Annotated in this window: 22 protein-coding genes; 20 read left to right on the forward strand and 2 right to left on the reverse strand. The window is 67.9% G+C overall.

Annotated elements, in window-relative coordinates; genetic code table 11:
• The first annotated feature begins 89 nt into the window (after positions 1 to 89).
• The 15 genes from tsf (at position 90) to dnaE (ending at position 17551) form a co-directional block, all read left to right on the forward strand.
• Complete coding sequence (tsf, locus tag DFQ59_RS18105) at positions 90 to 974, forward strand: translation elongation factor Ts (RefSeq protein ID WP_114281143.1); 885 nt, start codon at positions 90 to 92, stop codon at positions 972 to 974.
• Between the two features lie 4 nt (positions 975 to 978).
• Positions 979 to 1719, forward strand: a complete 741-nt coding sequence (gene pyrH, locus DFQ59_RS18110) for a UMP kinase (RefSeq protein ID WP_211314997.1) — start codon at positions 979 to 981, stop codon at positions 1717 to 1719.
• Positions 1716 to 2273, forward strand: a complete 558-nt coding sequence (gene frr / locus DFQ59_RS18115; protein ID WP_114281144.1) for a ribosome recycling factor — start codon at positions 1716 to 1718, stop codon at positions 2271 to 2273. Before pyrH ends, frr begins: the two co-directional genes overlap by 4 nt.
• 425 nt (positions 2274 to 2698) lie before the next feature.
• Complete coding sequence (locus tag DFQ59_RS18120; protein ID WP_114281145.1) at positions 2699 to 3460, forward strand: undecaprenyl pyrophosphate synthase; 762 nt, start codon at positions 2699 to 2701, stop codon at positions 3458 to 3460.
• Position 3461: 1 nt separating this feature from the next.
• Entirely contained in the window at positions 3462 to 4277 is an 816-nt protein-coding gene (locus tag DFQ59_RS18125) for a phosphatidate cytidylyltransferase (RefSeq protein ID WP_114281146.1), read from the forward strand.
• Positions 4274 to 5455 (forward strand): 1-deoxy-D-xylulose-5-phosphate reductoisomerase, encoded by a 1182-nt coding sequence (gene ispC / locus DFQ59_RS18130; RefSeq protein WP_114281147.1) that lies wholly within the window; start codon positions 4274 to 4276, stop codon positions 5453 to 5455. Before DFQ59_RS18125 ends, ispC begins: the two co-directional genes overlap by 4 nt.
• 2 nt (positions 5456 to 5457) lie before the next feature.
• Positions 5458 to 6822 (forward strand): sigma E protease regulator RseP, encoded by a 1365-nt coding sequence (rseP, locus tag DFQ59_RS18135; protein WP_114281148.1) that lies wholly within the window; start codon positions 5458 to 5460, stop codon positions 6820 to 6822.
• 54 nt (positions 6823 to 6876) lie between these two features.
• Complete coding sequence (gene bamA / locus DFQ59_RS18140) at positions 6877 to 9216, forward strand: outer membrane protein assembly factor BamA (protein WP_114281149.1); 2340 nt, start codon at positions 6877 to 6879, stop codon at positions 9214 to 9216.
• 51 nt (positions 9217 to 9267) lie between these two features.
• Positions 9268 to 9762, forward strand: a complete 495-nt coding sequence (locus tag DFQ59_RS18145; RefSeq protein ID WP_245937319.1) for an OmpH/Skp family outer membrane protein — start codon at positions 9268 to 9270, stop codon at positions 9760 to 9762.
• An 8-nt stretch (positions 9763 to 9770) separates the two neighbouring features.
• Positions 9771 to 10817, forward strand: coding sequence for a UDP-3-O-(3-hydroxymyristoyl)glucosamine N-acyltransferase (lpxD, locus tag DFQ59_RS18150; protein ID WP_245937320.1), 1047 nt, complete (start codon positions 9771 to 9773; stop codon positions 10815 to 10817).
• 5 nt (positions 10818 to 10822) lie between these two features.
• The gene (fabZ, locus tag DFQ59_RS18155; RefSeq protein ID WP_114281168.1) at positions 10823 to 11272 is read left to right on the forward strand and encodes a 3-hydroxyacyl-ACP dehydratase FabZ; all 450 of its coding nucleotides are present in this window, start codon (positions 10823 to 10825) and stop codon (positions 11270 to 11272) included.
• Positions 11269 to 12039: an acyl-ACP--UDP-N-acetylglucosamine O-acyltransferase gene (gene lpxA / locus DFQ59_RS18160; protein WP_114281151.1), complete on the forward strand. Its 771-nt coding sequence runs from the start codon at positions 11269 to 11271 to the stop codon at positions 12037 to 12039. Before fabZ ends, lpxA begins: the two co-directional genes overlap by 4 nt.
• The gene (gene lpxB / locus DFQ59_RS18165) at positions 12039 to 13241 is read left to right on the forward strand and encodes a lipid-A-disaccharide synthase (protein WP_114281152.1); all 1203 of its coding nucleotides are present in this window, start codon (positions 12039 to 12041) and stop codon (positions 13239 to 13241) included. Before lpxA ends, lpxB begins: the two co-directional genes overlap by 1 nt.
• A gap of 52 nt (positions 13242 to 13293) precedes the next feature.
• The gene (gene rnhB / locus DFQ59_RS18170; protein ID WP_425451048.1) at positions 13294 to 13896 is read left to right on the forward strand and encodes a ribonuclease HII; all 603 of its coding nucleotides are present in this window, start codon (positions 13294 to 13296) and stop codon (positions 13894 to 13896) included.
• A 205-nt stretch (positions 13897 to 14101) separates the two neighbouring features.
• Positions 14102 to 17551, forward strand: coding sequence for a DNA polymerase III subunit alpha (gene dnaE / locus DFQ59_RS18175; protein WP_114281153.1), 3450 nt, complete (start codon positions 14102 to 14104; stop codon positions 17549 to 17551).
• Positions 17552 to 17710: 159 nt separating this feature from the next.
• Here the strand turns inward: dnaE and rnt are convergent, their stop codons facing one another.
• The gene (gene rnt / locus DFQ59_RS18180; protein WP_114281154.1) at positions 17711 to 18400 is read right to left on the reverse strand and encodes a ribonuclease T; all 690 of its coding nucleotides are present in this window, start codon (positions 18398 to 18400) and stop codon (positions 17711 to 17713) included.
• A gap of 190 nt (positions 18401 to 18590) precedes the next feature.
• Between rnt and DFQ59_RS18185 the strand changes: the two genes are divergently transcribed.
• On the forward strand, positions 18591 to 18929 hold the full coding sequence (locus tag DFQ59_RS18185; RefSeq protein ID WP_114281155.1) for a sulfur globule family protein: 339 nt from the start codon (positions 18591 to 18593) through the stop codon (positions 18927 to 18929).
• A gap of 131 nt (positions 18930 to 19060) precedes the next feature.
• Positions 19061 to 19618: a hypothetical protein gene (locus DFQ59_RS18190; RefSeq protein WP_114281156.1), complete on the forward strand. Its 558-nt coding sequence runs from the start codon at positions 19061 to 19063 to the stop codon at positions 19616 to 19618.
• Between the two features lie 254 nt (positions 19619 to 19872).
• Here the strand turns inward: DFQ59_RS18190 and pyrC are convergent, their stop codons facing one another.
• Positions 19873 to 20904: a dihydroorotase gene (pyrC, locus tag DFQ59_RS18195; protein ID WP_114281157.1), complete on the reverse strand. Its 1032-nt coding sequence runs from the start codon at positions 20902 to 20904 to the stop codon at positions 19873 to 19875.
• Positions 20905 to 21229: 325 nt separating this feature from the next.
• Between pyrC and DFQ59_RS18200 the strand changes: the two genes are divergently transcribed.
• The 3 genes from DFQ59_RS18200 (at position 21230) to DFQ59_RS18210 (ending at position 23986) form a co-directional block, all read left to right on the forward strand.
• Positions 21230 to 21664, forward strand: coding sequence for a hypothetical protein (locus DFQ59_RS18200; protein WP_114281158.1), 435 nt, complete (start codon positions 21230 to 21232; stop codon positions 21662 to 21664).
• Between the two features lie 6 nt (positions 21665 to 21670).
• Entirely contained in the window at positions 21671 to 22666 is a 996-nt protein-coding gene (locus DFQ59_RS18205) for a 2Fe-2S iron-sulfur cluster-binding protein (RefSeq protein WP_114281159.1), read from the forward strand.
• A 105-nt stretch (positions 22667 to 22771) separates the two neighbouring features.
• On the forward strand, positions 22772 to 23986 hold the full coding sequence (locus DFQ59_RS18210) for an argininosuccinate synthase (protein WP_114281160.1): 1215 nt from the start codon (positions 22772 to 22774) through the stop codon (positions 23984 to 23986).
• Positions 23987 to 24115 lie beyond the last annotated feature (129 nt).

Raw genomic sequence — 24115 nt, forward strand, 5'->3', positions numbered from 1 at the left:
AGGCCCGGGGGGCGGGTCGTCGCCGGGCCGAACCCCGGGCCTTGTAGTGTCTTATTTCTGAATTCGAACAGTTGACTGAGGGCGAGCAAATGGCAATTACTGCGGCACTTGTCAAGGAACTCCGCGAGCGTACCGGGGCCGGCATGATGGAATGCAAGAAGGCCCTGACGGAAACCAACGGCGACATCGAGGCCGCCATCGAGCTGATGCGCAAGTCCGGTGCGGCCAAGGCCGACAAGAAGGCCGGGCGCATCGCAGCGGAGGGACTGATTGTCATCCAGCAGTCCGACGACGCCCGCAGCGCCGCCGTGGTCGAGATCAACTGCGAAACCGACTTCGTGGCCAAGAACGAGGATTTCCAGGCCTTTGCCAATGCGGTCTGCGCCCGGGTGCTGGCCGCCGACCCGGCCGACCTGGATGCGCTGCTCGCCATGCCCCTGAACGAAGGGGACGCCACCACCGTGGAAGAGGCCCGCAAGGCGCTGATCGCCAAGCTGGGCGAGAACATGAACGTGCGCCGCTTCGCCCGCATCGAGACCCAGGGCGTCCTCGGCAGCTACCTGCACGGCACCCGCATCGGCGTGGTGGTGGATGTGGCCGGTGGCGATGTCGAACTGGCGCGGGACCTGGCCATGCATGTCGCCGCCAGCCGTCCCCTGTGCGTGAGGCCCGACCAGGTGCCGGCCGACGAAGTGGCCAAGGAGCGTGACGTTGCCGAGGCCCAGGCCGCCGCCAGCGGCAAGCCCGCCAACATCATCGAGAAGATGGTCGAGGGCCGGATCCGCAAGTACCTCGAGGAGGTCACCCTGCTGGGCCAGCCGTTCGTGAAGGACCCCAACACCAAGGTGGATGCGCTGCTCAAGGGCAAGGGCGCCGAGGTGGCCGGCTTCATCCGGTTCGAGGTGGGCGAGGGCATCGAGAAGAAGACCGAGAACTTCGCCGAAGAGGTGATGAGCCAGGTTCGCGGAGGCTGAGGCCTTGGTTGAATCCGACACAGGCACAGCCGCCCGCCGCATCCTGCTCAAGCTGAGCGGGGAGGCGCTGATGGGCGGCGCCGACCATGGCATCGACCCGGCCGTCCTCGGCCGGGTCGCCGACGAGGTGGCGGAGCTTGCCGCCGCTGGCGTGCAGGTCGGGCTGGTCATCGGCGGGGGCAACATCTTCCGCGGCGCGGCCCTGGCCGCCGCCGGCATGGACCGGGTCACCGGTGACCACATGGGCATGCTCGCCACGGTCATCAACGCCCTGGCCATGCGCGACGCCCTCAGTGCGCGCGGCCTCGAGGCCGGCGTCATGTCCGCCGTCCCGATGAGCCCCTTCAGCGAGGGGTTCGACCGCCTCCGCGCCATCCGGCGCCTGGAGCGGGGCGGCGTGGTCATCTTTGCCGCCGGAACCGGCAATCCTTTCTTCACCACCGACTCGGCGGCCTGTCTGCGGGGCATCGAGATCCGGGCCGACCTGGTGCTCAAGGCCACCAAGGTGGATGGTGTCTATACCGCCGATCCGGTCAAGGACCCCTCCGCCCGGCGCTACACCCGCCTGACCTACGACGAGGTTCTCGCCCGGGAGCTGGGGGTGATGGATCTGACGGCGATCCTGCTCTGCCGGGACCACGGCATGCCCATCCGGGTCTTCAACATGAACAAGCCCGGCGCCCTGCAGCGCGCGGTGGCCGGAGAGGATGAAGGGACACTGGTCGAACAGGGGGTAGAGGCATGATCGAGGAAATCCGCAAAGATGCCGAGGCCCGCATGGGCAAGAGTATTGAGGCGCTCCGGCATGAACTCGCCAAGCTCCGCACCGGACGGGCCCATCCGAGCCTGCTGGAACACATCCGCGTGGACTACTACGGCAGCGAGATGCCCATCAGTCAGGTCGCCAACGTCTCCGTGGGCGACGCCAGGACGCTGATCGTCACGCCGTGGGAGAAGAACATGGTCCAGGTGGTGGAGAAGGCCATCCTCACCTCCGACCTGGGACTCAACCCGGCTACGGCCGGCACCACGATCCGCATCCCGCTGCCACCGCTCACCGAGGAGCGGCGCCGCGATCTCATCAAGGTGGTACGCCACGAAGGCGAAAACACCAAGGTGGCCATCCGCAACATCCGCCGCGACGCCAACCAGCACTTCAAGGAGCTGGTGAAGGAGAAGGAGATCAGCGAGGACCAGGAGCGCCAGGCCCAGGAACAGGTCCAGAAGCTGACCGACAAGTACACGGCCGAGGTGGACGTGGTCCTTGCGGAGAAGGAAAAGGACCTGATGGAGATGTAGGCGGCGCCGGCCGCCACGTGTCTGCCGCCCGGCGCAGGCAGCAGCATGCCGCGCCGGCGCGGACCGGCACGGCGCGACGGCGCAGGTGCCGTGGCGGTCGCCATCCTCCGGTACGCAGGTTGTCAGCCCCCAAGCCGTGGCTGGAGCCGGCTGTTCGACGCCGCAATCGATGGTCGGGGTCGCCCCCGTACGTCCCGTTCCCGGCCCAGCCCCATGCAGGGATCCGCCACTGCCGTTCCGGTTCCCGGACGATGTTGCCGGCGCTTGCGGTAGAATGGCGGCACCGGCGCGCCCACAGGTGGTCGTGACCGTCGTGACCATGGCCGAGGGATGTTTCAGCGGGTCCATGATCGATCGACCGACCACCGCGCCCGGTTCCGCCGCCACCAGGCACCGATAATGGCGAAGCAGGACACTTGAGAAAGATGGCCAGGGAAAAACACGCCGACTCGGGCGGTGTGGCGCGTGCAGCTGTCCCGCGCCATGTCGCCATCATCATGGATGGCAACGGGCGCTGGGCCCGGCGGCGGCATCTGCCGCGAATCGCCGGCCACCGGGCCGGGATGGAGGCGGTGCGCAAGGTGGTGCGCAGCTGCGGTCGCAACGGGGTTGAGGTGTTGACCCTGTTCGCTTTCAGCAGCGAGAACTGGCGCCGGCCGGCCGATGAGGTGGGCATGCTCATGGAGCTGTTCCTGACCGCCCTGCAGCGCGAGGTGAGGCGGCTGCACGAGAACAAGGTCCGCCTGCGCATCATCGGTGACCGGAGCCGCTTCGACGCGCGGCTGCAGGAACACATCGAAAAGGCCGAGACGCTGACCGCCGGAAACACCGGCCTCATGCTCAACATCGCCGCCAACTACGGTGGCCGCTGGGACATCACCGAGGCGGCCCGGGCCCTGGCGAGGGAGGTCCGGCGCGGCGAACTGGACCCCGAGGCCATAACGCCCGACCAGTTGCAGGCGCACCTGAACCTGGCCGATCTACCGGAGCCGGATCTGTTCATCCGTACCGGCGGCGAGCAGCGCATCAGCAACTTTCTCCTCTGGCAGCTCGCCTACACCGAACTTTACTTCACCGATATCCTGTGGCCCGACTTCGGCTCCGAGGCCTTCGCCGCGGCACTGGATTCCTTCGCCGGGCGTGAACGCCGCTTCGGCCGCACCAGCGAGCAGCTTGAACGGGGGTAGGGTGCTCAGACAACGGCTCCTGACGGCCATCGTCCTGGTGGCCCTGGCTCTCTGGGCCATCCTCGGATGGCCGGGGGAGGCCTTCGCCATCGGCTTCGCCGGGGTCGCGACGCTGGCGGCCTGGGAGTGGAGCGCGCTGGCGGGAGTGGGCGCGCTGCCGGCCCGGCTGGCCTACGCGGCGCTCGTGGCGGCCCTGCTGCTGGGCGTGGCCATCACCCCGGTGGGCGCCGGTCCGACCCTGCTCTGGGCGGCCGTCCCCTGGTGGGTGCTGGCGGCCGTGGCCGTGCTGCGCTACCCCGCCGGAGACCGGTTCTGGGCGCGGCGCGCGCCCCGTCTCGCCGCGGGCGTGCTGGTGCTGGTCCCGGCCTGGACGGCCCTGGTGGGGCTGCGTGGCGACGGCTCCGGGGCGGTCCTGGTCCTGTACCTGATGGGACTCATCTGGATGGCCGATACGGCGGCCTATTTCTGCGGCCGCCGCTGGGGGCGCCGCAAGCTGGCCCCGGGGGTCAGCCCGGGCAAGACCTGGGCGGGCTTCTATGGCGCCCTGGCCGGCGGAGCGGCGCTGGCGGCCGCCTGCGCGGTGCCGCTGGGCTACGGTGGCCACCAGTTGCCGGGTTTTCTCCTGCTGGCCCTGGCGACCGTGGTAAGCTCGGTGCTGGGCGACCTGTTCGAAAGCCTGGTCAAGCGGGTGGCGGGAATCAAGGACAGCGGCGCCATCCTGCCGGGGCACGGAGGCATCATGGACCGCATCGACAGCCTCACCGCCGGCGCGCCCATCTTCGTCGTCGGCCTCGGACTGCTGGGATCTCCTGCATGATTGGTGTGACCATCCTGGGCGCTACCGGCTCCATCGGCGTCAGTACCCTGGACGTGCTGGCACGGCACCCCGACCGCTTCCGCGTCGTGGCGCTGGCGGCCAACCGTCGTGCCGACCGCCTCTACGAACAGTGCCTGCGGCATCGTCCCCGCTACGCGGTCCTGCGCGATCCGGCCGCCGCGGCGGAGCTGCGTTCGCGGCTGCGCAGCGATGCGCCGGAGGTGGAGGTGCTGGAGGGCGCCGCAGCCCTGGAGCAGGTGGCCGCCCTGCCGGAGGTGGACCAGGTGATGGCCGCCATCGTGGGCGCCGCCGGCCTGCTGCCCACGCTGGCCGCCGCGCGGGCCGGCAAGCGGGTGCTGCTGGCGAACAAGGAGGCGCTGGTGATGTCCGGCGCCCTGTTCATGGAGGAGGTCCGCCGCCATGGCGCCGAGTTGCTGCCCATCGACAGCGAGCACAACGCGGTGTTCCAGTGCATGCCTGCGGATTTCCGTCGCGGCCTGGCCCCGGTGGGGGTCCGCCGGATCCTGCTCACCGCCTCCGGCGGACCTTTCCGCGACACCCCGGTGGACGCGCTGGAGTCGGTGACCCCGGAGCAGGCCTGCGCCCATCCCAACTGGTCCATGGGGCGCAAGATCTCCGTCGACTCGGCCACCATGATGAACAAGGGCCTGGAGGTCATCGAGGCCTGCTGGCTGTTCGACGCCGGAGCCGACCAGGTGGAGGTGCTGATCCAGCCCCAGAGCATCATCCACTCCATGGTGGCCTACAGCGACGGTTCGGTGCTGGCCCAGCTCGGCAATCCCGACATGCGCACGCCCATCGCCCATGCCCTGGCCTGGCCGGAACGGCTGGAGTCGGGGGTGGATGCACTGGACATGCTGCGGGTCGGGCAGCTCGATTTCCGTCCGGTGGACCGGACGCGCTACCCCTGTCTCGAACTGGCCTACCAGGCCCTGGACGAGGGCGGGACGGCGACCGCCATCCTCAACGCCGCCAACGAGATGGCGGTCGATGCGTTTCTCGACCGGCGCCTGGGCTATATGCGCATCGCTCCGGTCATCGCCGAGACCATGGCGGCGGTTCCGGCACGTTCCGCGGGGAGCCTCGATGAGGTGTTCGAGGCCGACGCCGCGGCACGGCGTGCGGCGCAAGCCGCCATCCGGCGCCTGGCGGGCTGAGCATGCCGGGTTTCCTCTCCACCATCCTCGCCTTCATCGTCGCCATCGGGGTGCTGGTGACGGTGCACGAGTTCGGCCATTTCTGGGTGGCGCGGCGGCTGGGGGTGAAGGTGCTGCGCTTCTCGGTGGGCTTCGGGCGGCCGCTCTGGCGCCGTGAGGCGGCCGACGGAACCGAGTACATGCTGGCAGCGATACCCCTCGGCGGCTATGTGAAGATGCTCGACGAACGGGAGGGGGAGGTGCCCGCCGCCGATCTCCACCGCGCCTTCAACCGCAAGCCCGTGGCCAGCCGGATTGCCATCGTCGCCGCCGGACCGGTGTTCAACTTCCTGTTCGCCATCCTGGCCTACTGGCTCATCTTCATCATCGGCGTCACCGGCCTGCGCCCCCTGGTGGGGCAGGTGCTGCCAGGAACCCCCGCTGCCCATGCCGGGCTGCACGGCGGCGACGAGATTCGGGTGGTTGAAGGGCGATCCACGCCCACCTGGGACGCGGCCAGGACCGCGCTGCTGAAGGGGAGCCTCGGCGGGGGGAGCATCGAGCTGGAAGTGGCCGGCAGCGACGGGGCGACGCGTCTCGTGGCGCTCGACCTGGCCGGTCTGCCCCTGGATCTCGAAGGCGGCGATCTCCTCCCGGGGCTGGGTATCGAGCCGTGGCGGCCTTCCATCCCGGCGGTCATAGGCGAGGTGGTGCCCGGGGAACCGGCCGAGCAGGCCGGTCTGCGGCCCGGCGATCGCATCCTGAGCGCGGACGGCCGACCGATTCCCGACTGGAATGGCTGGGTGGAGTATGTCCGCGCCCATCCGGGAACGGAGCTGGAAGTGACCGTGGAGCGCGACGGTGCCGAACTGGCGCTGACGCTCAAACCGGCCAGCGTGGCGGAAGGCCAGCGGGAGGTGGGCCGCATCGGGGCGGCGGTGGACATGTCCCGGGCCCCGGACCTGGAGCGCTACCAGGCCGTCCAGGACTATCCGCCGCTGGAGGCGCTGGGCGCCGCCGCGGTCCGGACCTGGGACATGACCAGCCTGACGCTGCAGGTCCTGGGCCGGCTGTTCACCGGGCGGGCTTCGCTGGAGAGCGTCAGCGGCCCCATCACCATCGCCCAGTACGCCGGTGAGACCGCCCGTATCGGGGTGGTTCCCTTCCTGGCGTTTCTGGCCGTGGTCAGTATCAGCCTGGGAATTCTTAACCTCCTGCCGGTTCCGATACTGGATGGGGGGCATCTGTTGTATTACCTTATAGAGCTTGTCAAGGGCAGCCCCCTTTCCGAGGAGGCGCAACAGCTCGGGCAGCGGTTGGGTATAGTGCTGCTGCTGGGCCTGATGGCCCTCGCCTTCTACAATGACTTCTCGCGCCTGCTGGGCTAACCCGGCGCGACGGGCAGGTCTGCGTGCAGCGCGGGCTAGGCAACACACCGGCCGATGGATCGTAACTCTGTGAAAAAACTAAAGAAGATAGCACTCTCCATGGCGTTGGGCGGACTCCTGAGCAGTGCGGTGTCCGCCGAGACATTCGTTGTCCGGGACATCCGCATCGAAGGGCTGCAGCGCATATCCGCCGGGACCGTGTTCAACTACCTGCCCATCCGGGTCGGCGACAGTGTCGATGAGCAGGCCACCGCCGACGCCGTGCGCACCCTCTACCGGACCGGCTTCTTCCGCGATGTCCGCATGGAGCGGGACAACGGCGTGCTGGTGGTGGCGGTGCAGGAGCGGCCGGCGATCACCAGCATCAAGATCGACGGCAACAAGGATATCGACTCCGAACAGCTGCTCGACGCCCTGAAGCAGGTGGGCTTCGCCGAGGGCCGGGTCTATGACCAGTCGGTGCTGGACAAGGTGGAGAACGAGCTCAAGCAGCTCTACTACAGCCGTGGCAAGTACGCGGTGCGCATCGAGACCACCGTCACGCCGCTGCCGCGCAACCGCGTGGCCATCGACCTGAACATCTCCGAGGGGCGGGTCGCCAAGATCAAGCGCATCAACATCGTCGGCAACGAGGCATTCGAGGACGACGAACTGCTGGATCAGTTCGAGCTCGAAACCAGCGGCTGGACCTCGTTCATCTCCAAGAACGACCAGTACTCGAAGCAGAAGCTGGGCGCCGACCTTGAGCGTCTGCGCTCCTGGTACCTTGACCGCGGCTACATCAATTTCAACATCACCTCCGCCCAGGTCTCCCTTACCCCCGACAAGCAGGACGTCTACATCACCATCAATGTGGACGAGGGGGATGTCTACACCATCAAGGAAGTGAAGCTCGCCGGCGAGCTCATCGTCCCGGCCGACGACCTGGGCGAGCTGGTCACCCTGCGCGAGGGCGACGTCTTCTCCCGCAAGGCGGTGACCCAGAGCACCTCCGCGCTGACCGAGCGCCTGGGCGCGGAGGGTTACGCCTTCGCGAACGTCAACGCGATTCCGGACATCGACAGCGAAAACCGCCAGGTCACCCTGACCCTGTTCGTGGACCCGGGCAAGCGTGCCTATGTCCGGCGCATCAACATGGCGGGCAACACCAAGACCGCCGACGAGGTGCTCCGCCGCGAGATGCGGCAGATGGAAGGCGCCTGGATCGACACCGAGAAGGTGAAGCGCTCGCGTACCCGGCTGGAGCGCCTCGGCTATTTCCAGAGCGTGGCGGTGGAGACGCCCCCCGTGGCCGGAACCACCGACCAGGTGGACGTCAACTTCACCGTCGAGGAGCAGCCCTCGGGCAACCTGATGGCCGGCGTCGGCTACTCCCAGTCCCAGGGCTTCATCCTCAGCTCCAGCGTGAGCCAGGACAACTTCCTCGGCACCGGCAAGCGGGTCAGCTTCGAGTTCAACAACTCCAGCTCCAACACGGTCTACAGCTTCGGCTATACCAATCCCTACTACACCATCGACGGGGTCAGCCGCGGCTTCAACCTCTACTACCGCGAGACCGACGCGGGCGAGGCCAACGTTTCCGACTACACCACCGACGCCTTCGGCGGCGGGGTCACCTTCGGGGTGCCCATCAACGAGTTCGACACGGTGCGGCTCGGCGCCAACCTGCGCAACCTCACCCTGAAGCTGGCCGAGGACGCCCAGGATCACCAGATCCTGTTCGTCAATCCCGACTGGGACGGTATGGCGACGGATTACAACGACAGCGAGTCCTACCTCAGCGCCACCCTCACCGCCAGCTGGGCCCACGACACCCGCAACCGGGCCCTGTTCCCCGATCGGGGCGTGCTGCAGCGGTTCACCGCCGAGCTGGCCGTGCCGGGACTGGACCTGGAGTACTACACGGTCGGCTATCGCCACGAGTGGTACCGGCCCCTGTTCATCAAGGACTGGACGCTGCTGCTCCAGGGCGACGTGGCCTACGGCGACGGCTACGGGGATACCCAGGAGCTGCCCTTCTTCGAGAACTTCTATGCCGGCGGCCCGGCCACCGTGCACGGTTACGAGGACAACAGCCTGGGGCCGCGCTCGACGCCGGACAACGACCCCATCGGCGGCAACTTCAAGCTGGTGGGCAGCGCGAACGTGATCTTCCCCGCGCCGTTCCTCGCCGATGTCCAGTCGGTGCGCACCAGCGCCTTCATCGATGCCGGCAACGTCTACAGCACCTATGATGACAACTTCGATGTCGGCGAGCTGCGTTACTCCGCCGGCGTTGCTCTGGTATGGGTCTCACCGCTGGGGGCGTTGACCTTCAGCCTCGCACAGCCCCTCAATGCCCAGGACGATGACCAGACGCAGCAGTTTCAGTTCTCCCTGGGCGCCACTTTCTAGACTCGTGACAGGATGACTATGGCATTGCACAACCGCATCAAACGAACCGCCGTGATCGCAACCTTGGCGTTGTCCCTGGGCGCCGCTGCAGCCGCGGGCGCGGCCGAACTCAAGATCGGCGTGGTGAATGCCGCGGCGGTGATGGAGAAGGCCCCGCAGGCGGAAGCCGCCCGCAGCAAGCTGGAGAAGGAGTTCGCCCCCCGCAATGACGAGCTGGTGGCGCAGCAGAAGCAGCTCAAGCAGATGGAGGACCGCCTCTCGCGCGACGGTGCGGTGATGAGCGACGACCAGCGCCGGAGCCTGGAGCGGGACATTCTCTCCACCCGCCGCGACGTCAAGCGCGCCCAGGACGAGTTCCGCGACGATCTCAACATCCGCCGCAACGAGGAGCTGTCGAAGCTGCAGCGCCAGATCAGCGATGCAATCGAGTCGCTGGCGAAGGAGCAGAATTTCGATGTCATCCTCACCAACGCCAACGTGATCTACTCCAGCAAGCGGGTGGATATCACCGAGGACGTGGTGCAGCGCCTGCTCAAGGCCCGCTGAGGTTGGCGGTGGGAGAGGACCGCGGTCTGAGCCTGCGGGAGCTCGCTGAGCTGCTTGCCTGCGAGCTGCGGGGGGATCCGGATGCCCGGATCCACGGCGTGGCGCCGCTGCAGGGCGCCGGAGCCGGGCAGATCAGCTTTCTCGCCAACCCCCGCTACCGTTCCTACCTGGACGCCACCGACGCCGGGGCGGTCATTCTGCGGCCGGCGGATGCGGAGGGGTACCCGGGCAATGTCCTGCTGGTCAAGGACCCCTACCTCGCCTACGCGCGGGTGGCGGAGGCGCTCTATCCGCCGCCTCCGACAGCGGCGGGCATCCATCCCACCGCCGTCGTGGATCCGGCGGCGGAGGTGGACGCGACGGCCGCGGTCGGACCGCACTGCGTGGTGGAGGCCGGTGTGCGGCTCGCTGCCGGTGTGGTCGTGGGGGCGGGGTGTTTCATAGGCCGGGACACGGTCCTCGGGATCGGTACCCGGTTGATGCCCAACGTCACCCTCTACCACGACACCCGGATCGGCAACCGGGTCCTCATCCATTCCGGGGCGGTCATCGGCGGTGACGGTTTCGGATTCGCGAACGAACACGGACGCTGGGTGAAGATACCGCAGCTGGGGCGGGTGATCATCGGCGATGACGTTGAAGTCGGCGCCAACACCACCATCGACAGGGGGGCGCTGGAAGACACCGTCATCGAGGAGGGGGTCAAGCTCGACAACCTCATCATGGTGGCCCACAACGTCCAGATCGGCGCCCACTCCGCCGCGGCCGGGTGCGTCGGCATCGCCGGCAGCGCGCGTATCGGCCGGCATTGCACGCTGGCAGGCGGCGTCGGCATCGTGGGACACCTCGAGATCGCCGACAACGTCCACGTCACCGGCATGTCCATGGTGACCCACAGCCTGACCGAACCCGGTGTCTACTCCTCCGGGACCCCGCTCATGGACAATCGCGACTGGCGCAAGAGCTCGGTACGGTTCAAGCAGCTCGATGACATGGCCAGGCGTCTGCGCGAGCTGGAGAAACGGCTCGAGCGGCTCAACACGAACGAAGGGTGAAGAATTTGACGACGATGGATGTCCATGAGGTGCTTCGCCACCTCCCGCATCGGTACCCGTTCCTGCTGGTGGACCGGGTCATCGAGTGCACGCCCGGCGAGTCGTTGGTGGCGATCAAGAACGTCACCATCAACGAACCGTTTTTTCCGGGACATTTCCCGCACCACCCGGTCATGCCCGGGGTGCTGATCCTGGAGGCGCTGGCACAGGCCTGCGGCCTGCTGACCTTCCGGACCATGGATGTACTGCCGGACGATGACACGATTTTCTATTTCGTGGGCATCGACAACGCGCGGTTCAAGCAGCCGGTGATGCCGGGCGACCAGATGCGGCTCGAGGTCAAGTACGTCCGCTCGATGCGCGGCGTGTGGAAGTTCACCGGCGAGGCGAAGGTGGACGGCAAGCTGGCGGCCAGCGCCGACATCATGTGCGCACAGAGGGAAATGAAGCGTTGATCCATCCCAGCGCCATCATCGACCCCAAGGCCGAACTGGCGTCCGATGTGGAGGTTGGACCCTGGACCCTGATCGGTCCGGGTGTGCAGATCGATGCCGGCACCCGGATCGCCTCCCACGTGGTCATCAAGGGGCCCACCCGCATCGGCCGCGACAACCGGATTTTCCAGTTCGCGTCCGTGGGCGACGATCCCCAGGACAAGAAGTACGCGGGCGAACCGACCCGCCTGGAGATCGGCGACGGCAACGTGATCCGCGAAAGCTGCACCATCAACCGCGGTACGGAGCAGGGCGGCGGGGTCACCCGTGTCGGCGATGACAACTGGATCATGGCCTACTGCCACATCGCCCACGACTGCCAGGTGGGCGATCACACCATCTTCGCCAACAATGCCTCGCTGGCCGGCCACGTGGAAGTGGGCGACTGGGCGATTCTGGGCGGCTTCTCCGCCATCCACCAGTTCGTGGCCATCGGCGCCCACAGTTTTCTCTCCATGTGTTCGGTCGTGCGCCAGGATGTCCCTCCCTATGTCACCGTCGCCGGCGACAGCGCCCGGGCGCGCGGTCTCAACAGCGAGGGGCTGCGCCGGCGCGGTTTCAGCGACCGGGCGTTGCGCCAGCTGCGTGAAGCCTACCGCATCCTCTTCCGCCGCAACCTGACCCTGGCCGATGCCCTGGAACAGCTGCGGGTGCTGGCGGGGGATTCGGACGAAGTGCGGCTGCTGGTGGACTTCCTGGAGCGCACCAGCCGCGGCATCGTGCGCTGATGACGGCCACCGGCGGCGGGCCGGGCCCGGGGACCGAAGCGCGGCCGCTGCGGGTGGGCATCGTGGCGGGGGAGGCATCGGGCGATCTCCTCGGCGCCGGACTGGTCCGGGCGCTGGCCAGCCGCCGTAAGGTTTCCTGCGAGGGGGTGGCCGGACCACGGATGGAGGCGGCCGGCTGCGGCAGCCTGGGTCCCATGGATCGGCTCTCGGTGATGGGCCTGGTGGAGGTGCTGGGCCGCTACCGCGAGCTGAGCCGGTTCCGCCGGGAGCTCATCCGTCATTTCCTGGCGCACCCCCCGGATGTCTTCATCGGGGTCGACGCCCCCGATTTCAACCTGGCCATCGAGCGCCGGCTGAAGGCCGCGGGGATCCCCGTGGTCCACTACGTCAGCCCCTCCGTATGGGCCTGGCGCAGCTACCGGGTGCGCAGAATCGCCCGCTCCACCGACCTGATGCTGACCCTCTTCCCCTTCGAGGCGGCGTTCTACCGGGAGCACGGACTCGCGGTACGCTACGTGGGACATCCGCTGGCCTTCGAGTTTCCGCTGCGGCCCGATCGGGACGGCGCCCGCCGGGAACTCGGACTGGACGCGGACGGGGAGGTGGTGGCGCTGCTGCCCGGCAGCCGGCTGGGCGAGGTGCGGAAGCTCGCGGCGGACTTCTTCGCCACGGCCGCCTGGCTGGCCCGCCGCCGCCCCGGCCTGCGGTTCGTGGTGCCGCTGGTGAACGAGCGGGTCGGCGCGGTGGTGCGCGCGGCCCGGGAGACCCATGGGCAGGGCCTCGACGTGACCTTCCTCGACGGCCGGAGCCGGGAGGCGATGACCGCCGCCGATGCCGTGCTGCTGGCCTCCGGCACCGCGGCGCTGGAGGCGATGCTGCTGAAGCGCCCGATGGTGGTGGCCTATCGTGTCGCCCGCCTGACCGCCTTGCTGGTCAGGCCGCTGATGCGGGTGGACCGATTCAGCCTGCCCAACCATCTCGCCGGGCGGCCGCTGGTGCCCGAGTTCATCCAGGACCGGGTGACGCCCGAGCATCTCGGCCCGGCCCTGTTGCGGGAGCTGACCGACGGCGCCCGCCGCGAGATGCTGGCACAGGAATTCACCCGCCTGCACGAGCTGCTGCGCCGTGATGCCAGCACCGAGGCGGCGGCGGCCATCCTGGCGCTGGTGGATGATCGTTCGGCATCCGTAACAGGCCGCTGAAGACGGGACGCCCGGCGATGCCCGCGCGGGAAACGGCTCACTCCGGGGGGGGATGATGCGACAGCTGACGTTGATGGAAAGTGTGCAGGGTTTGCGCGTGGCGGGCGTGGACGAGGCCGGGCGGGGACCGCTGGTGGGGCCGGTGGTGGCGGCCGCGGTCATCCTCGACCCGGCGCGGCCCATCGAGGGGCTGGCGGATTCCAAGCGTCTCAGCGCCCGCCGGCGCGAGGCCCTGGCCGCGCTCATCCGCGACCGCGCCCTGGCCTGGGCCGTGGCGAGCGCCAGCCCGGCGGAGATTGACCGTCTCAACATCCTCCATGCCACCCTGCTGGCCATGCAGCGCGCCGTGGCCGGCCTGGAGCCCGCCGCGGAGCGGGTGCTGGTGGACGGCAACCGCTGCCCGGTCCTGCCCTGTCCGGTCGAGGCGGTGGTGGGCGGGGATGCCAGCGTGGCGGCGATCAGCGCCGCTTCCATCCTCGCCAAGGTGGCCCGTGACGCCGACTGCGTCCGCCTCGATGGGGACTACCCCGGCTACGGTTTCGCCGCCCACAAGGGCTATCCCACGGCCGTCCACCTGGAGGCGCTGGCCCGCCTCGGCCCCTGTCCCGAGCACCGCCGCTCCTTTGCCCCCGTGCGCCGCGCGCTCGGGCTGTGACGGGAATCCGTCACTTCACCACGAAGGCACGAAGGACACGAAGAAACCTAACGGATTGGCGTGCAGTGCATTTCTCGACATGTACGAGCAGGACGACCTTCCGCGGTCAGTGGTGCATTGCGAACGCCTATTCCCCACCCTGTGAACCCTTCGTGCCTTCGTGGTTCAATACAGTCCCGCACCTAGCCAGGAAGAACCTCCGACGATGAGCGCCGGTTTCGTCCATCTGCACCTGCACTCCGAGTACTCCCTCGTGGACGGCCTCATCCGCGTCAAAGCGCTGGTGAAGGCCGCGCGCGCGGCCGGGATGCCCGCGGTCGCCGTGACCGACCAGGGCAACCTGTTCGCCATGGTGAAGTTCTACAAGGCGGCCATGGCGGCGGGGGTCAAGCCCATCATCGGCGTGGATGCCTGGGTGGAGAACCCCCAGGATCCGAACCAGCCGGCGCGCATGGTGCTGCTGTGCATGGATGCCGGGGGCTACCGCAACCTCAGCGTGCTCGTCTCCCGCGCCTACCTCGACAACCAGCGCCGCGGGGTGCCCATCCTGCGCCGGGAGTGGTTCCCGGGCAGAACCGGGGGGCTGATCGCGCTCTCCGGCGGCCGCGAGGGCGACGTGGGCCTGGCGCTGCGCGGGGGGCACCGGGAGACGGCCGCCCAGATCCTGGACGAGTGGCTGGCCCTGTTCCCCGACCGCTACTACCTGGAGCTGCAGCGGACCGGGCGCGCGGGCGAGGACGAGTATCTCAACGCGGCCGTGGGGTTGGCGGCGGAGCGGAACGTGCCGGTGGTCGCGAGCAATGACGTCCGGTTCCTGGCCGCGTCCGATCACGAGGCCCACGAGGTGCGCGTCTGCATCCACGACGGGCGCACCCTCGATGACCCCCGCCGTCCCCGCAACTATACCGACCAGCAGTACCTGAAGAGCCCGGCGGAGATGGCGGAACTGTTCGCCGACCTGCCCGAGGCGCTCGAGAATGCCGTGGAGATCGCCCGGCGCTGCAACCTGGAGCTGCGCCTGGGGGAGTATTTCCTGCCCGAGTTCGACATCCCCGCCGGGCTGACCATGGAGGAGTACTTCGCCCGTGCGGCGCGCGAGGGGCTGGAGCAGCGCCTGCGGGTGTTGCTGGACGCCGGCGCGCCCGATTTCGCCGAGCGGCGCCGGCCCTACGACGAGCGCCTGGAGCGGGAGCTCGGGGTTATCAACCAGATGGGCTTCCCCGGCTACTTCCTCATCGTCGCCGACTTCATCCAGTGGGCCAAGAACAACGCCATCCCGGTGGGGCCGGGGCGCGGCTCCGGCGCCGGGTCGCTGGTGGCCTACGCGCTCAAGATCACCGACCTGGACCCTCTCAGGTACGACCTGCTGTTCGAGCGCTTCCTCAACCCGGAACGCGTCTCCATGCCCGACTTCGACGTGGACTTCTGCATGGAGAACCGCGATCGGGTCATCGATTACGTGGCCCAGAAGTACGGCCGCGACCACGTCTCGCAGATCATCACCTACGGCTCCATGGCGGCCAAGGCCGTGGTGCGCGACGTGGGCCGGGTGATGGGTCAGCCCTACGGCTTCGTGGACAAGCTGGCCAAGCTCATCCCCTTCGAGCTCGGCATCACCCTGGACAAGGCGCTGGAGCAGGAGGAGGAGCTGCGCCGGCGCTACGAGGAGGATGAGGACGTGCGCGCCATCCTCGACATGGCGCGCAAGCTCGAGGGGCTCTCCCGCAATGCCGGCAAGCACGCCGGCGGCGTGGTCATCGCGCCCACCCCGCTCACCGAGTTCACCCCGCTCTACTGCGAAGCCGGCGGGCAGAGCCTGGTCTCCCAGTTCGACAAGGACGACGTGGAGGCGGTGGGGCTGGTGAAGTTCGACTTCCTGGGGCTGCGCACGCTGACCATCATCGACTGGGCGGTGCAGACCATCGACCAGCAGCGCCGGGTGGCAGGCGAGGCGCCGCTCGACATCACCCTGATCCCCATGGACGATCCGGCCAGCTACCGGCTGCTCAAGGACTGCGCCACCACCGCGGTGTTCCAGCTCGAGTCCCGGGGCATGAAGGACCTCATCAAGCGCCTGCAGCCCGACTGCTTCGAGGACATCGTGGCGCTGGTGGCCCTGTTCCGCCCCGGCCCGCTGCAGTCGGGCATGGTGGACGACTTCATCAACCGCAAGCACGGCCGGGCCAAGGTGGAGTATCCCCATCCCGACCTGGAACCCATCCTCAAGCCCACCTACGGCGTCATCCTCTACCAGGAGCAGGTGATGCAGATCGCCCAGGTGCTGGCGGGCTACACGCTGGGCGGCGCCGACCTGCTGCGCCGGGCGATGGGCAAGAAGAAGGCCGAGGAGATGGCCAAGCAGCGCGAAATCTTCACCACGGGCGCACTGGAGCGGGGGGTGGAGGAGAAGACCGCCACCTACATCTTCGACCTGATGGAGAAGTTCGCCGGCTACGGCTTCAACAAGTCCCACTCCGCCGCCTACGCCCTGGTCTCCTACCAGACCGCCTGGCTCAAGGCCCACTACCCGGCGGCCTTCATGGCCGCGGTGCTCTCCTCGGACATGGACAACACCGACAAGGTGGTCACCTTCATCGACGAGTGCCACGACATGACCCTCGCCGTGGAGCCGCCGGATGTGAACTCGGGCCAGTACCGCTTCACCGTGCGCGACGAGCGCACCGTGATCTACGGCCTGGGCGCCATCAAGGGGGTGGGTGAGGGGGCGATCGAGGGGATCCTGGAGGCGCGGGCAGCGGATGGCCCGTTCAGCGACCTGTTCGACTTCTGCCGGCGCATCGACCTCAAGCGCGCCAACCGCAGGGTGCTGGAGGCGCTCATCCGGGCCGGTGCGCTGGACAGCCTGGGGGGCAACCGCGCCACCCTGATGGAGAACCTGGGCAATGCGCTGCAGGCCGCGGAGCAGAGCGGCCGGGACCAGGCCCTGGGCCAGAACGATCTCTTCGGGGGCGCCGTCCAGACGGCCGCCGTCGCCTTGTCACAGGTCCCCGAGTGGCCCGAGGAGCAGCGTCTGCAGGGCGAGAAGGAGACCCTGGGGCTCTATCTCACCGGCCATCCCATCGAACGCTTCCTGCCTGAACTGAAGCGCATGCATACGATGCGCATCGCCGACCTGCACCCGAACCGCAACCAGACTGTCTGGGTGGCCGGGCTCATCGTGGCCATGCGCACCATGAACACCCGGCGCGGGGATCGGATGGCTTTCGTGACCCTGGACGACCGCAGCGGCCGCATCGAGCTGGCTCTGTTCTCCGACGTCTACGATACCCAGCGGGACCGCATCGCCAAGGACCGGGTGGTGGTGGTGGAGGGGGAGGTCAGCGTGGATGACTACTCGGGCGGCTACAAGATGAGCGGACGGCGGGTGATGGACATGGACGAGGCGCGCGAGGTCCACGCCCGGCGCCTGCGCCTGCAGGTGGATGCCGCCCGTGCCGGCAACGGATTCATCGGCGGGCTGCAGAAAGTCCTGGCGCCGTTCCGGGAGGGCCAATGCCCGGTCTGGATCGAGTACCGCGGCAGCGGAGCGAGCGCCATGCTCGAGCTGGGCGAGGCCTGGCGGGTCCATCCCACCGACGCGCTCATCGAGCGGCTGCGGGAGCTGGGCGTCGGCAGCGTGCAGGTGGAGTATTAGTGGAAAAGGGTTAAGGGTGAGGGGTGAGGGGTGAGGGGTGAGGGGTGAGGGGTGAGGGGTGAGGGGTGAGGGGTCACACACTCACGCACTCACGCACTCACGGAACACGGAACACGGAACACGGAACAGTCTCCGACCGGACCCGCCGTCCGGCATTCCTCAATCTTCGACCTCCCCGGTCTCCTCCGGCTCCTCCGACTCCGGCTCCCCGCCGCCGTCCGGCATCTCCAGCCTCGGCACGCCGACGCTGCTGTGCCAGCGGTTGACCACCGTGCAGAACAGCTCCGCGGTGCGCTCGGTGTCGTAGCGGGCCGAGTGCGCCTCGTTGCTGTCCCAGTCGAAGCCGGCCGCCTTGACGGCCCTGGCCAGCACCGTCTGGCCGTAGGCCAGGCCGCCCAGGGTGGCCGTGTCGAAGGTGGTGAAGGGGTGGAAGGGGTTGCGCTTGATCTTGCAGCGGTCCACCGCGGCCTTGAGGAAGGCGAGATCGAAGAACGGATTGTGGCCCACCAGCACCGCCCGTGTGCACTGGTTGTCGCGGATGGCCTTGCGCACCGGCTGGAAGATGCGTTCCAGCGCATCCTTTTCCGAAACGGCGAAGCGGAACGGGTGGTAGGGATCGATGCCGGTGAAGTCCAGGGCCGACTGCTCGATGTTCGCCCCCGGGAACGGTTCCACGTGGGCGTGGATGGTCTCCGCGGGCCGCAGGGTTCCCTCGGAGTCCATCGTCAGGAGGACGGCGGCGATCTCGAGGAGCGCGTCGCGGCGGGGATTGAAACCACCGGTCTCCACGTCGACCACGACGGGCAGGAAGCCGCGAAAACGCAGGGCTATGGGGCGCGAATCACTCATCAGGGCAGGATAGCGGAAGCGTGGCGGGTTTACGATTGGCGAAGCAGGATAAGCGCAGGCGATGGATGGTAATCGGCCGATTAAAAATTACTATTGGCTAATATGCAAAACCGCTAATATAATGAACCACGAATACTTGCAAAGCCAAGTATCGAACTAAACCAACAACGTCTGCTAGGGAGATTCTATCATGAAGAAGCTCACCAAGATTGCTGCTGCTGCTGTGATCGCCGGCGCCGCTGCGCTGCCTCTCTCCTCCGCCCAGGCCTGGTGGGGTCCGGGTTGGGGTGGCGGTCCCTGGAACGGCTGGGGTGACGGCTGGGGTGACATGGACTTCTCCATGCACGGTTCCGGCTCCGGTTACGGCCGTGGCTACGGCTACCCCTACGGTGGCTACGGCTACCCCTACTACGGTGGCTACGGCCCCTACGGCTATGGTGCCCCCTACGGCTACGGCGCGCCTTACGGCTACCCGGTCGCCCCGGTCGCCCCGGTGGCTCCGGCTGCTCCCAAGGCCGAGAGCAAGTAAGGACACCGTGTCCTGAGCAGCGGGCGGGCCTTCATGGCCCGCCTGCGCTTCCGGGACCGGTCCGGGAGTTGGAAGGACCGGGTCCCGAAGGCTGACAGACCGCAATCACTGTGGACAAGAGGATATCGAGCATGAAGTTTTTCAATATGACTGCCCTGGCTGCGGCGGTTGCGGCTTCCGCGCTGGCCATGCAGCCGGTTCTGGCCGAGGAGACCGCGCCGGCCCCGACCGAGGTGAGCGTCCCCGGCCACGCGTTCTCTGCCGATCGCGCCCAGTTGGAGGCCCAGCGTGAGCAGCGCCGGGTGGAGATGGCCCAGCGCCGCGAGGCCATGAAGGCCCGGATGGAGCAGGAGCGTGCCGCTGCCCGCGAGTCGATGGAGGCCGAGCACGCCGCGTTCGCCAAGGTGATGGAAGCCGAGCGCAACGCCTTCGCGCCCGTCAACTACACCGGTGACGCCGCCGACTGGCAGACGCAGCAGATCGAGTCCCGGAAGGCCGTGCAGGAAGCCTACGCCGAGATGTACCGCCTGCAGGCGGAGCGCTTCGAGCGCGATCAGCGCGCCATGGCCGAGGCCATGGGGGTGGACTACGACACCCTGCGCGAGCAGCAGAAGGCCGCCTGGGAACAGCACCAGGCCGCCATGCAGAAGTTCATCGAGGAGCAGCGCAAGGCCGCCACCGGCAGCTGAGCCGCCACTTCCCGCGCAGTACCGAAAAGCCCGGCATCCGCCGGGCTTTTTTTTTGGTTTATCCGCAGATTACGCCGATTACGCCGATTGTCTCTGCGGATGGCTGAAGGGCCGACGCGACAATCCACCCGGATTGGATAAGTCGACGCCGGGTTGGGCGAGACTTTCGTGGAAAAGGCGGGACAGCAAGGCTGACGGGCCAAACCAGCGATCAATCTGCGTAATCGGCGTAATCTGTGGATGAATATAAAAACTCAAACCCGTCGCCAGTGGACGGTGGCGCCGGCGCGCAGGGGCACCACGCTGGTGTCGCCGAAGGGGTAGGAGGTGGGCAGCTCCCAGTCGGTCTGCTCCAGGGTGATGGTGTCGCCGTTCACGGGCAGGCCGTAGAAGGCCGGGCCGAAGCGGCTGGCGAAGTCCTCCAGCCGGTCCAGGGCGCCGGCCGCATCGAAGGCCTCCGCGTAGAGCTCGATGGCGGACGGCGCGGTATACATGCCGGCGCAGCCGCAGGCGCTCTCCTTGTCCTCGCGGGCGTGGGGGGCGCTGTCGGTGCCGAGGAAGAATCGGGGCTCGCCGCTGGTGGCCGCCTCCACCAGGGCCTGGCGGTGAGTCTCGCGCTTCAGCACCGGCAGGCAGTAGTGGTGGGGGCGGATGCCGCCCACCAGCATGTGGTTGCGGTTGAGCAGGAGGTGGTGGGCGGTGATGGTGGCGGCGACGCTCTCCGGCGCGGCGCGGACGAACTCCACCGCGTCGCGGGTGGTGATGTGCTCCAGCACCACCCGCAGGCCCGGATAGCGCTGCAGCAGCGGCGCCAGGCGATCCTCGATGAAGCGCAGCTCGCGGTCGAAGATGTCCACCTCCGGCCCGGTGACCTCTCCGTGGACGAGCAGCGGCAGGCCGGTCTCCGCCATCGCCTCCAGCGCCGGGTAGACCCGCTCCAGATCAGTCACGCCGGAATCCGAATTGGTGGTGGCCCCGGCGGGGTAGAGCTTCACCCCGTGGACGATGCCGCTGTCGCGGGCGGCCCGGATCTCCTCCGCCGTGGTGTTGTCGGTCAGGTAGAGGGTCATCAACGGCTCGAAGGCCAGCCCTGCCGGCACCGCGGCCAGGATCCGCTCGCGATAGGCCCGGGCCGAGCCGGTGGTGGTCACGGGCGGACGGAGATTGGGCATGACGATGGCCCGGGCGAACTGGTGCGCCGCGTGGGGGACCGTGGTCTGCAGGGCCGCGCCATCGCGCAGGTGGATGTGCCAGTCGTCGGGACGGATCAGGGTGATGCGCTTCATGGCTGGTGTCCTTGCGCTCGCTGGAATTCGGTTTCTATTTTCGCATCCCTGCACCGCCGATGGTACGCGTGTTCATGCCCCCGGGACATGAAGCAGGTGCGGGTATGACGAGGCGTCATGCCGACGCCCGCGGGCTCCCGGGGTGTGGAGACCCATGGCAGGGACCGGGACCTGTCCTCCGGTGCCGCTGATCGCCAATCCCAGTGCTTCGTGGTTGTCGGGGAAGAACCTGCGCTATCCTGTGGGTGCCGGGCCCGCGGGTCCGGCGGCCGTGCACACCAGAACACAACAGGCGCGGCCCGGCTGCGGATGGAGGTGAACGGGCATGGCTCATTTCATCGGCATGGCGCGCGCCGCGCGCATGCTGGGCATCGATCGGCATACCCTGCAGGAACTGGTTCACGACGGCCAGCTGGAAACCTTCGAGGGGCAGGTGGACGTGGAGGCGCTGCGCGAGCGCTACCCCGGAATGCTCACCGACGAGCCGGGGATCCTCGAGCATGTCCGCACCCTGCGCCAGACCGCCTTCGCCCGCCGCGTCCAGGAAGCGGTGGCGCCCAACCCGGAAGCCCTCGGCGCCCAGTTGCACAAGCTCGACGTGGAGCTGTCCATCGAGCGGCACCATGCCAGGAAGTACCGGCAGATCGTGGAGGACCTCGTGCGCAAGCTGAACGAGCTGCATCCGACCGTCACCGTGGAGCAGCGGATGCTCATTTCCGACATCTGCTGCTGGCTGGCCGGACGGATGGAGGATCGCTGAGCCGGCATGACCCATCGCATCCGCATGCTGCCCAGCGGCCACACGTTCGAGTGTGAAGCCACGGAAACCGTCCTGGAGGCGGCCCTGCGTTCCGGTGTGAACCTGGACCACGGCTGCGCCACGGGTACCTGCGGCGAATGCCTGGCGCGGGTGGTGTCGGGCAGCGTGGGTGAAGAGCTGTTCCACGACTACGTGGTGGGCGATGCCGAGCGACTGCAGGGTTACGCCCTCATGTGCCGCAGCCGTCCGGGCAGCGATCTCGAGATCGAGGCGCACGAGGCGAGGAGCGCGGCGGATATCCCGGAGCAGCAGCTCACGGCGCGCATCGTCCGTGTGGATGCGCCGGCGGACGACTACCGGGTGCTGCATCTGCGCACGCCGCGGACCCGGACGCTGCGCTTCCTGGCCGGCCAGAGCGTCGAGCTGAAGCTGCGGGGGCTGCAGCCACGGGTGCTGCCGGTGGCCAGCTGCCCCTGCAACGGCATGCAGCTGCAGTTCCACCTGCGCCGGGATCCCCGCGATCCCTTCGCCGAACGGGTTTTTCACGACCCGGCGTTTACCGCCCCGGTGGAGCTGCGGGGGCCGTTCGGGGAATTCATTCTTGACGAGGAGGATCCCAATCCGCTGGTGCTGGTGGCCCTGGATACCGGCTTCGCGCCGATGAAGAGCCTCATCGAGCACGCCATCGCCCTGGAACTGCCGCAGCCGGTGGTGCTGATCTGGTTCGCCATCCACCCCGGCGGCCACTACCTGGCCAATTACTGCCGATCCTGGGCGGATGCCCTGGACGACTTCCGCTTCGTTCCACTGGTGCTGGATGCCGGCCGGGGCAGACGACTGACAGCATCGGAGCAGGCACTGGCCGTGCTCGCGAGGCTGGAGTCACTGCCGGAGCCCCGCGTCTACCTGGCCGGCCCGGCGGATCCGACCCGGGACCTGGAGCAGGCGCTGGCCGCCGCCGGTCTCCCCGGTGAACGTCTGCGCATGGAAACCATGCCCTGAAAACCGAGCGTCACCCCCGGTACAACTGGTAAAATAACTGTTTTGCGGCGGGGGGAGCTGTCCTTCCCGGCCGCGTGCGGGCTCAACTCAGTGGAGAGTAGTGGAATGTCGGACATCAAGAAGGTGGTGCTGGCCTACTCCGGCGGTCTGGATACCTCGGTAATCCTGAAGTGGCTGGAGGAGACCTATGGCTGCGAGGTGGTGACCTTCACCGCGGACATCGGCCAGGGGGAGGAGCTGGAGCCGGCCCGGGCCAAGGCGGAAGCGATGGGCGTCAAGGAGATCTACATCGACGACCTGCGCGAGGAGTACGCCCGCGACTTCGTCTTTCCCATGTTCCGCGCCAACGCCGTCTACGAGGGCGAGTACCTCCTCGGCACCTCCATCGCCCGTCCGCTCATCGCCAAGCGGCTGGTGGAGATCGTCAACGAGACCGGCGCCGACGCCATCGCCCACGGCGCCACCGGCAAGGGCAACGACCAGGTGCGCTTCGAGCTGGGCGCCTACGCCCTGAAGCCCGACGTGAAGGTCATCGCCCCCTGGCGCGAGTGGGATCTCCTCTCCCGCGAGAAGCTCATGGCCTATGCCGAAACCCACGGGATTCCGGTGGACTTCGCCAAGGCCGGCAAGAAGTCGCCCTACTCGATGGACGCCAACCTGCTGCACATCTCCTACGAGGGCGGCATCCTCGAGGATCCCTGGGCCGAGCCGGAGGAGGAGATGTGGCGCTGGAGCGTCTCCCCGGAGAAGGCGCCGGACGAACCCACCTACCTCGAGCTCACGTTCGAGAAGGGCGACATCGTGGCCATCGACGGCCGGCCCACCAGCCCGGCCCGGGTCATGGAGTACCTCAACCAGGTGGGTGGGGCCAACGGCATCGGCCGCGACGATATCGTGGAGAACCGCTACGTGGGCATGAAGTCCCGCGGCTGCTACGAAACCCCGGCCGGGACCATCATGCTCAAGGCGCACCGGGCGATGGAGTCCCTGACCCTGGATCGCGAGGTGGCCCACCTCAAGGACGAGCTGATGCCGCGCTACGCCAGCCTGATCTACAACGGCTACTGGTGGAGCCCCGAACGGCGCATGCTGCAGGAGATGATCGACGCCTCCCAGGCCACGGTGAACGGCGTGGTGCGGGTGAAGCTCTACAAGGGCAACGTCATCGTCGCCGGACGCCGCTCCGAGACCGACAGCCTGTTCGACGAGAGCATCGCCACCTTCGAGGACGACGCCGGCGCCTACGACCAGAAGGACGCCGCCGGCTTCATCAAGCTCAACGCCCTGCGCCTGCGCATCGCCGCCCGCAAGGGCCGTTGAACCCGTCACTCCGGGACTGTCACTTTAAAAGCGTCCTGAATTCAACTCGTAAGTGCAACTCAGTTTGGCGGTGAGAGGACAAGCCACGGTAGCATCATGGCCCCCTCTAACCGCCAAGAAAGAGGAGCA

Origin of the sequence: Thioalbus denitrificans, assembly GCF_003337735.1 — a bacterium.
In the GTDB taxonomy this organism is placed as follows: Bacteria; Pseudomonadota; Gammaproteobacteria; order DSM-26407; family DSM-26407; genus Thioalbus; species Thioalbus denitrificans.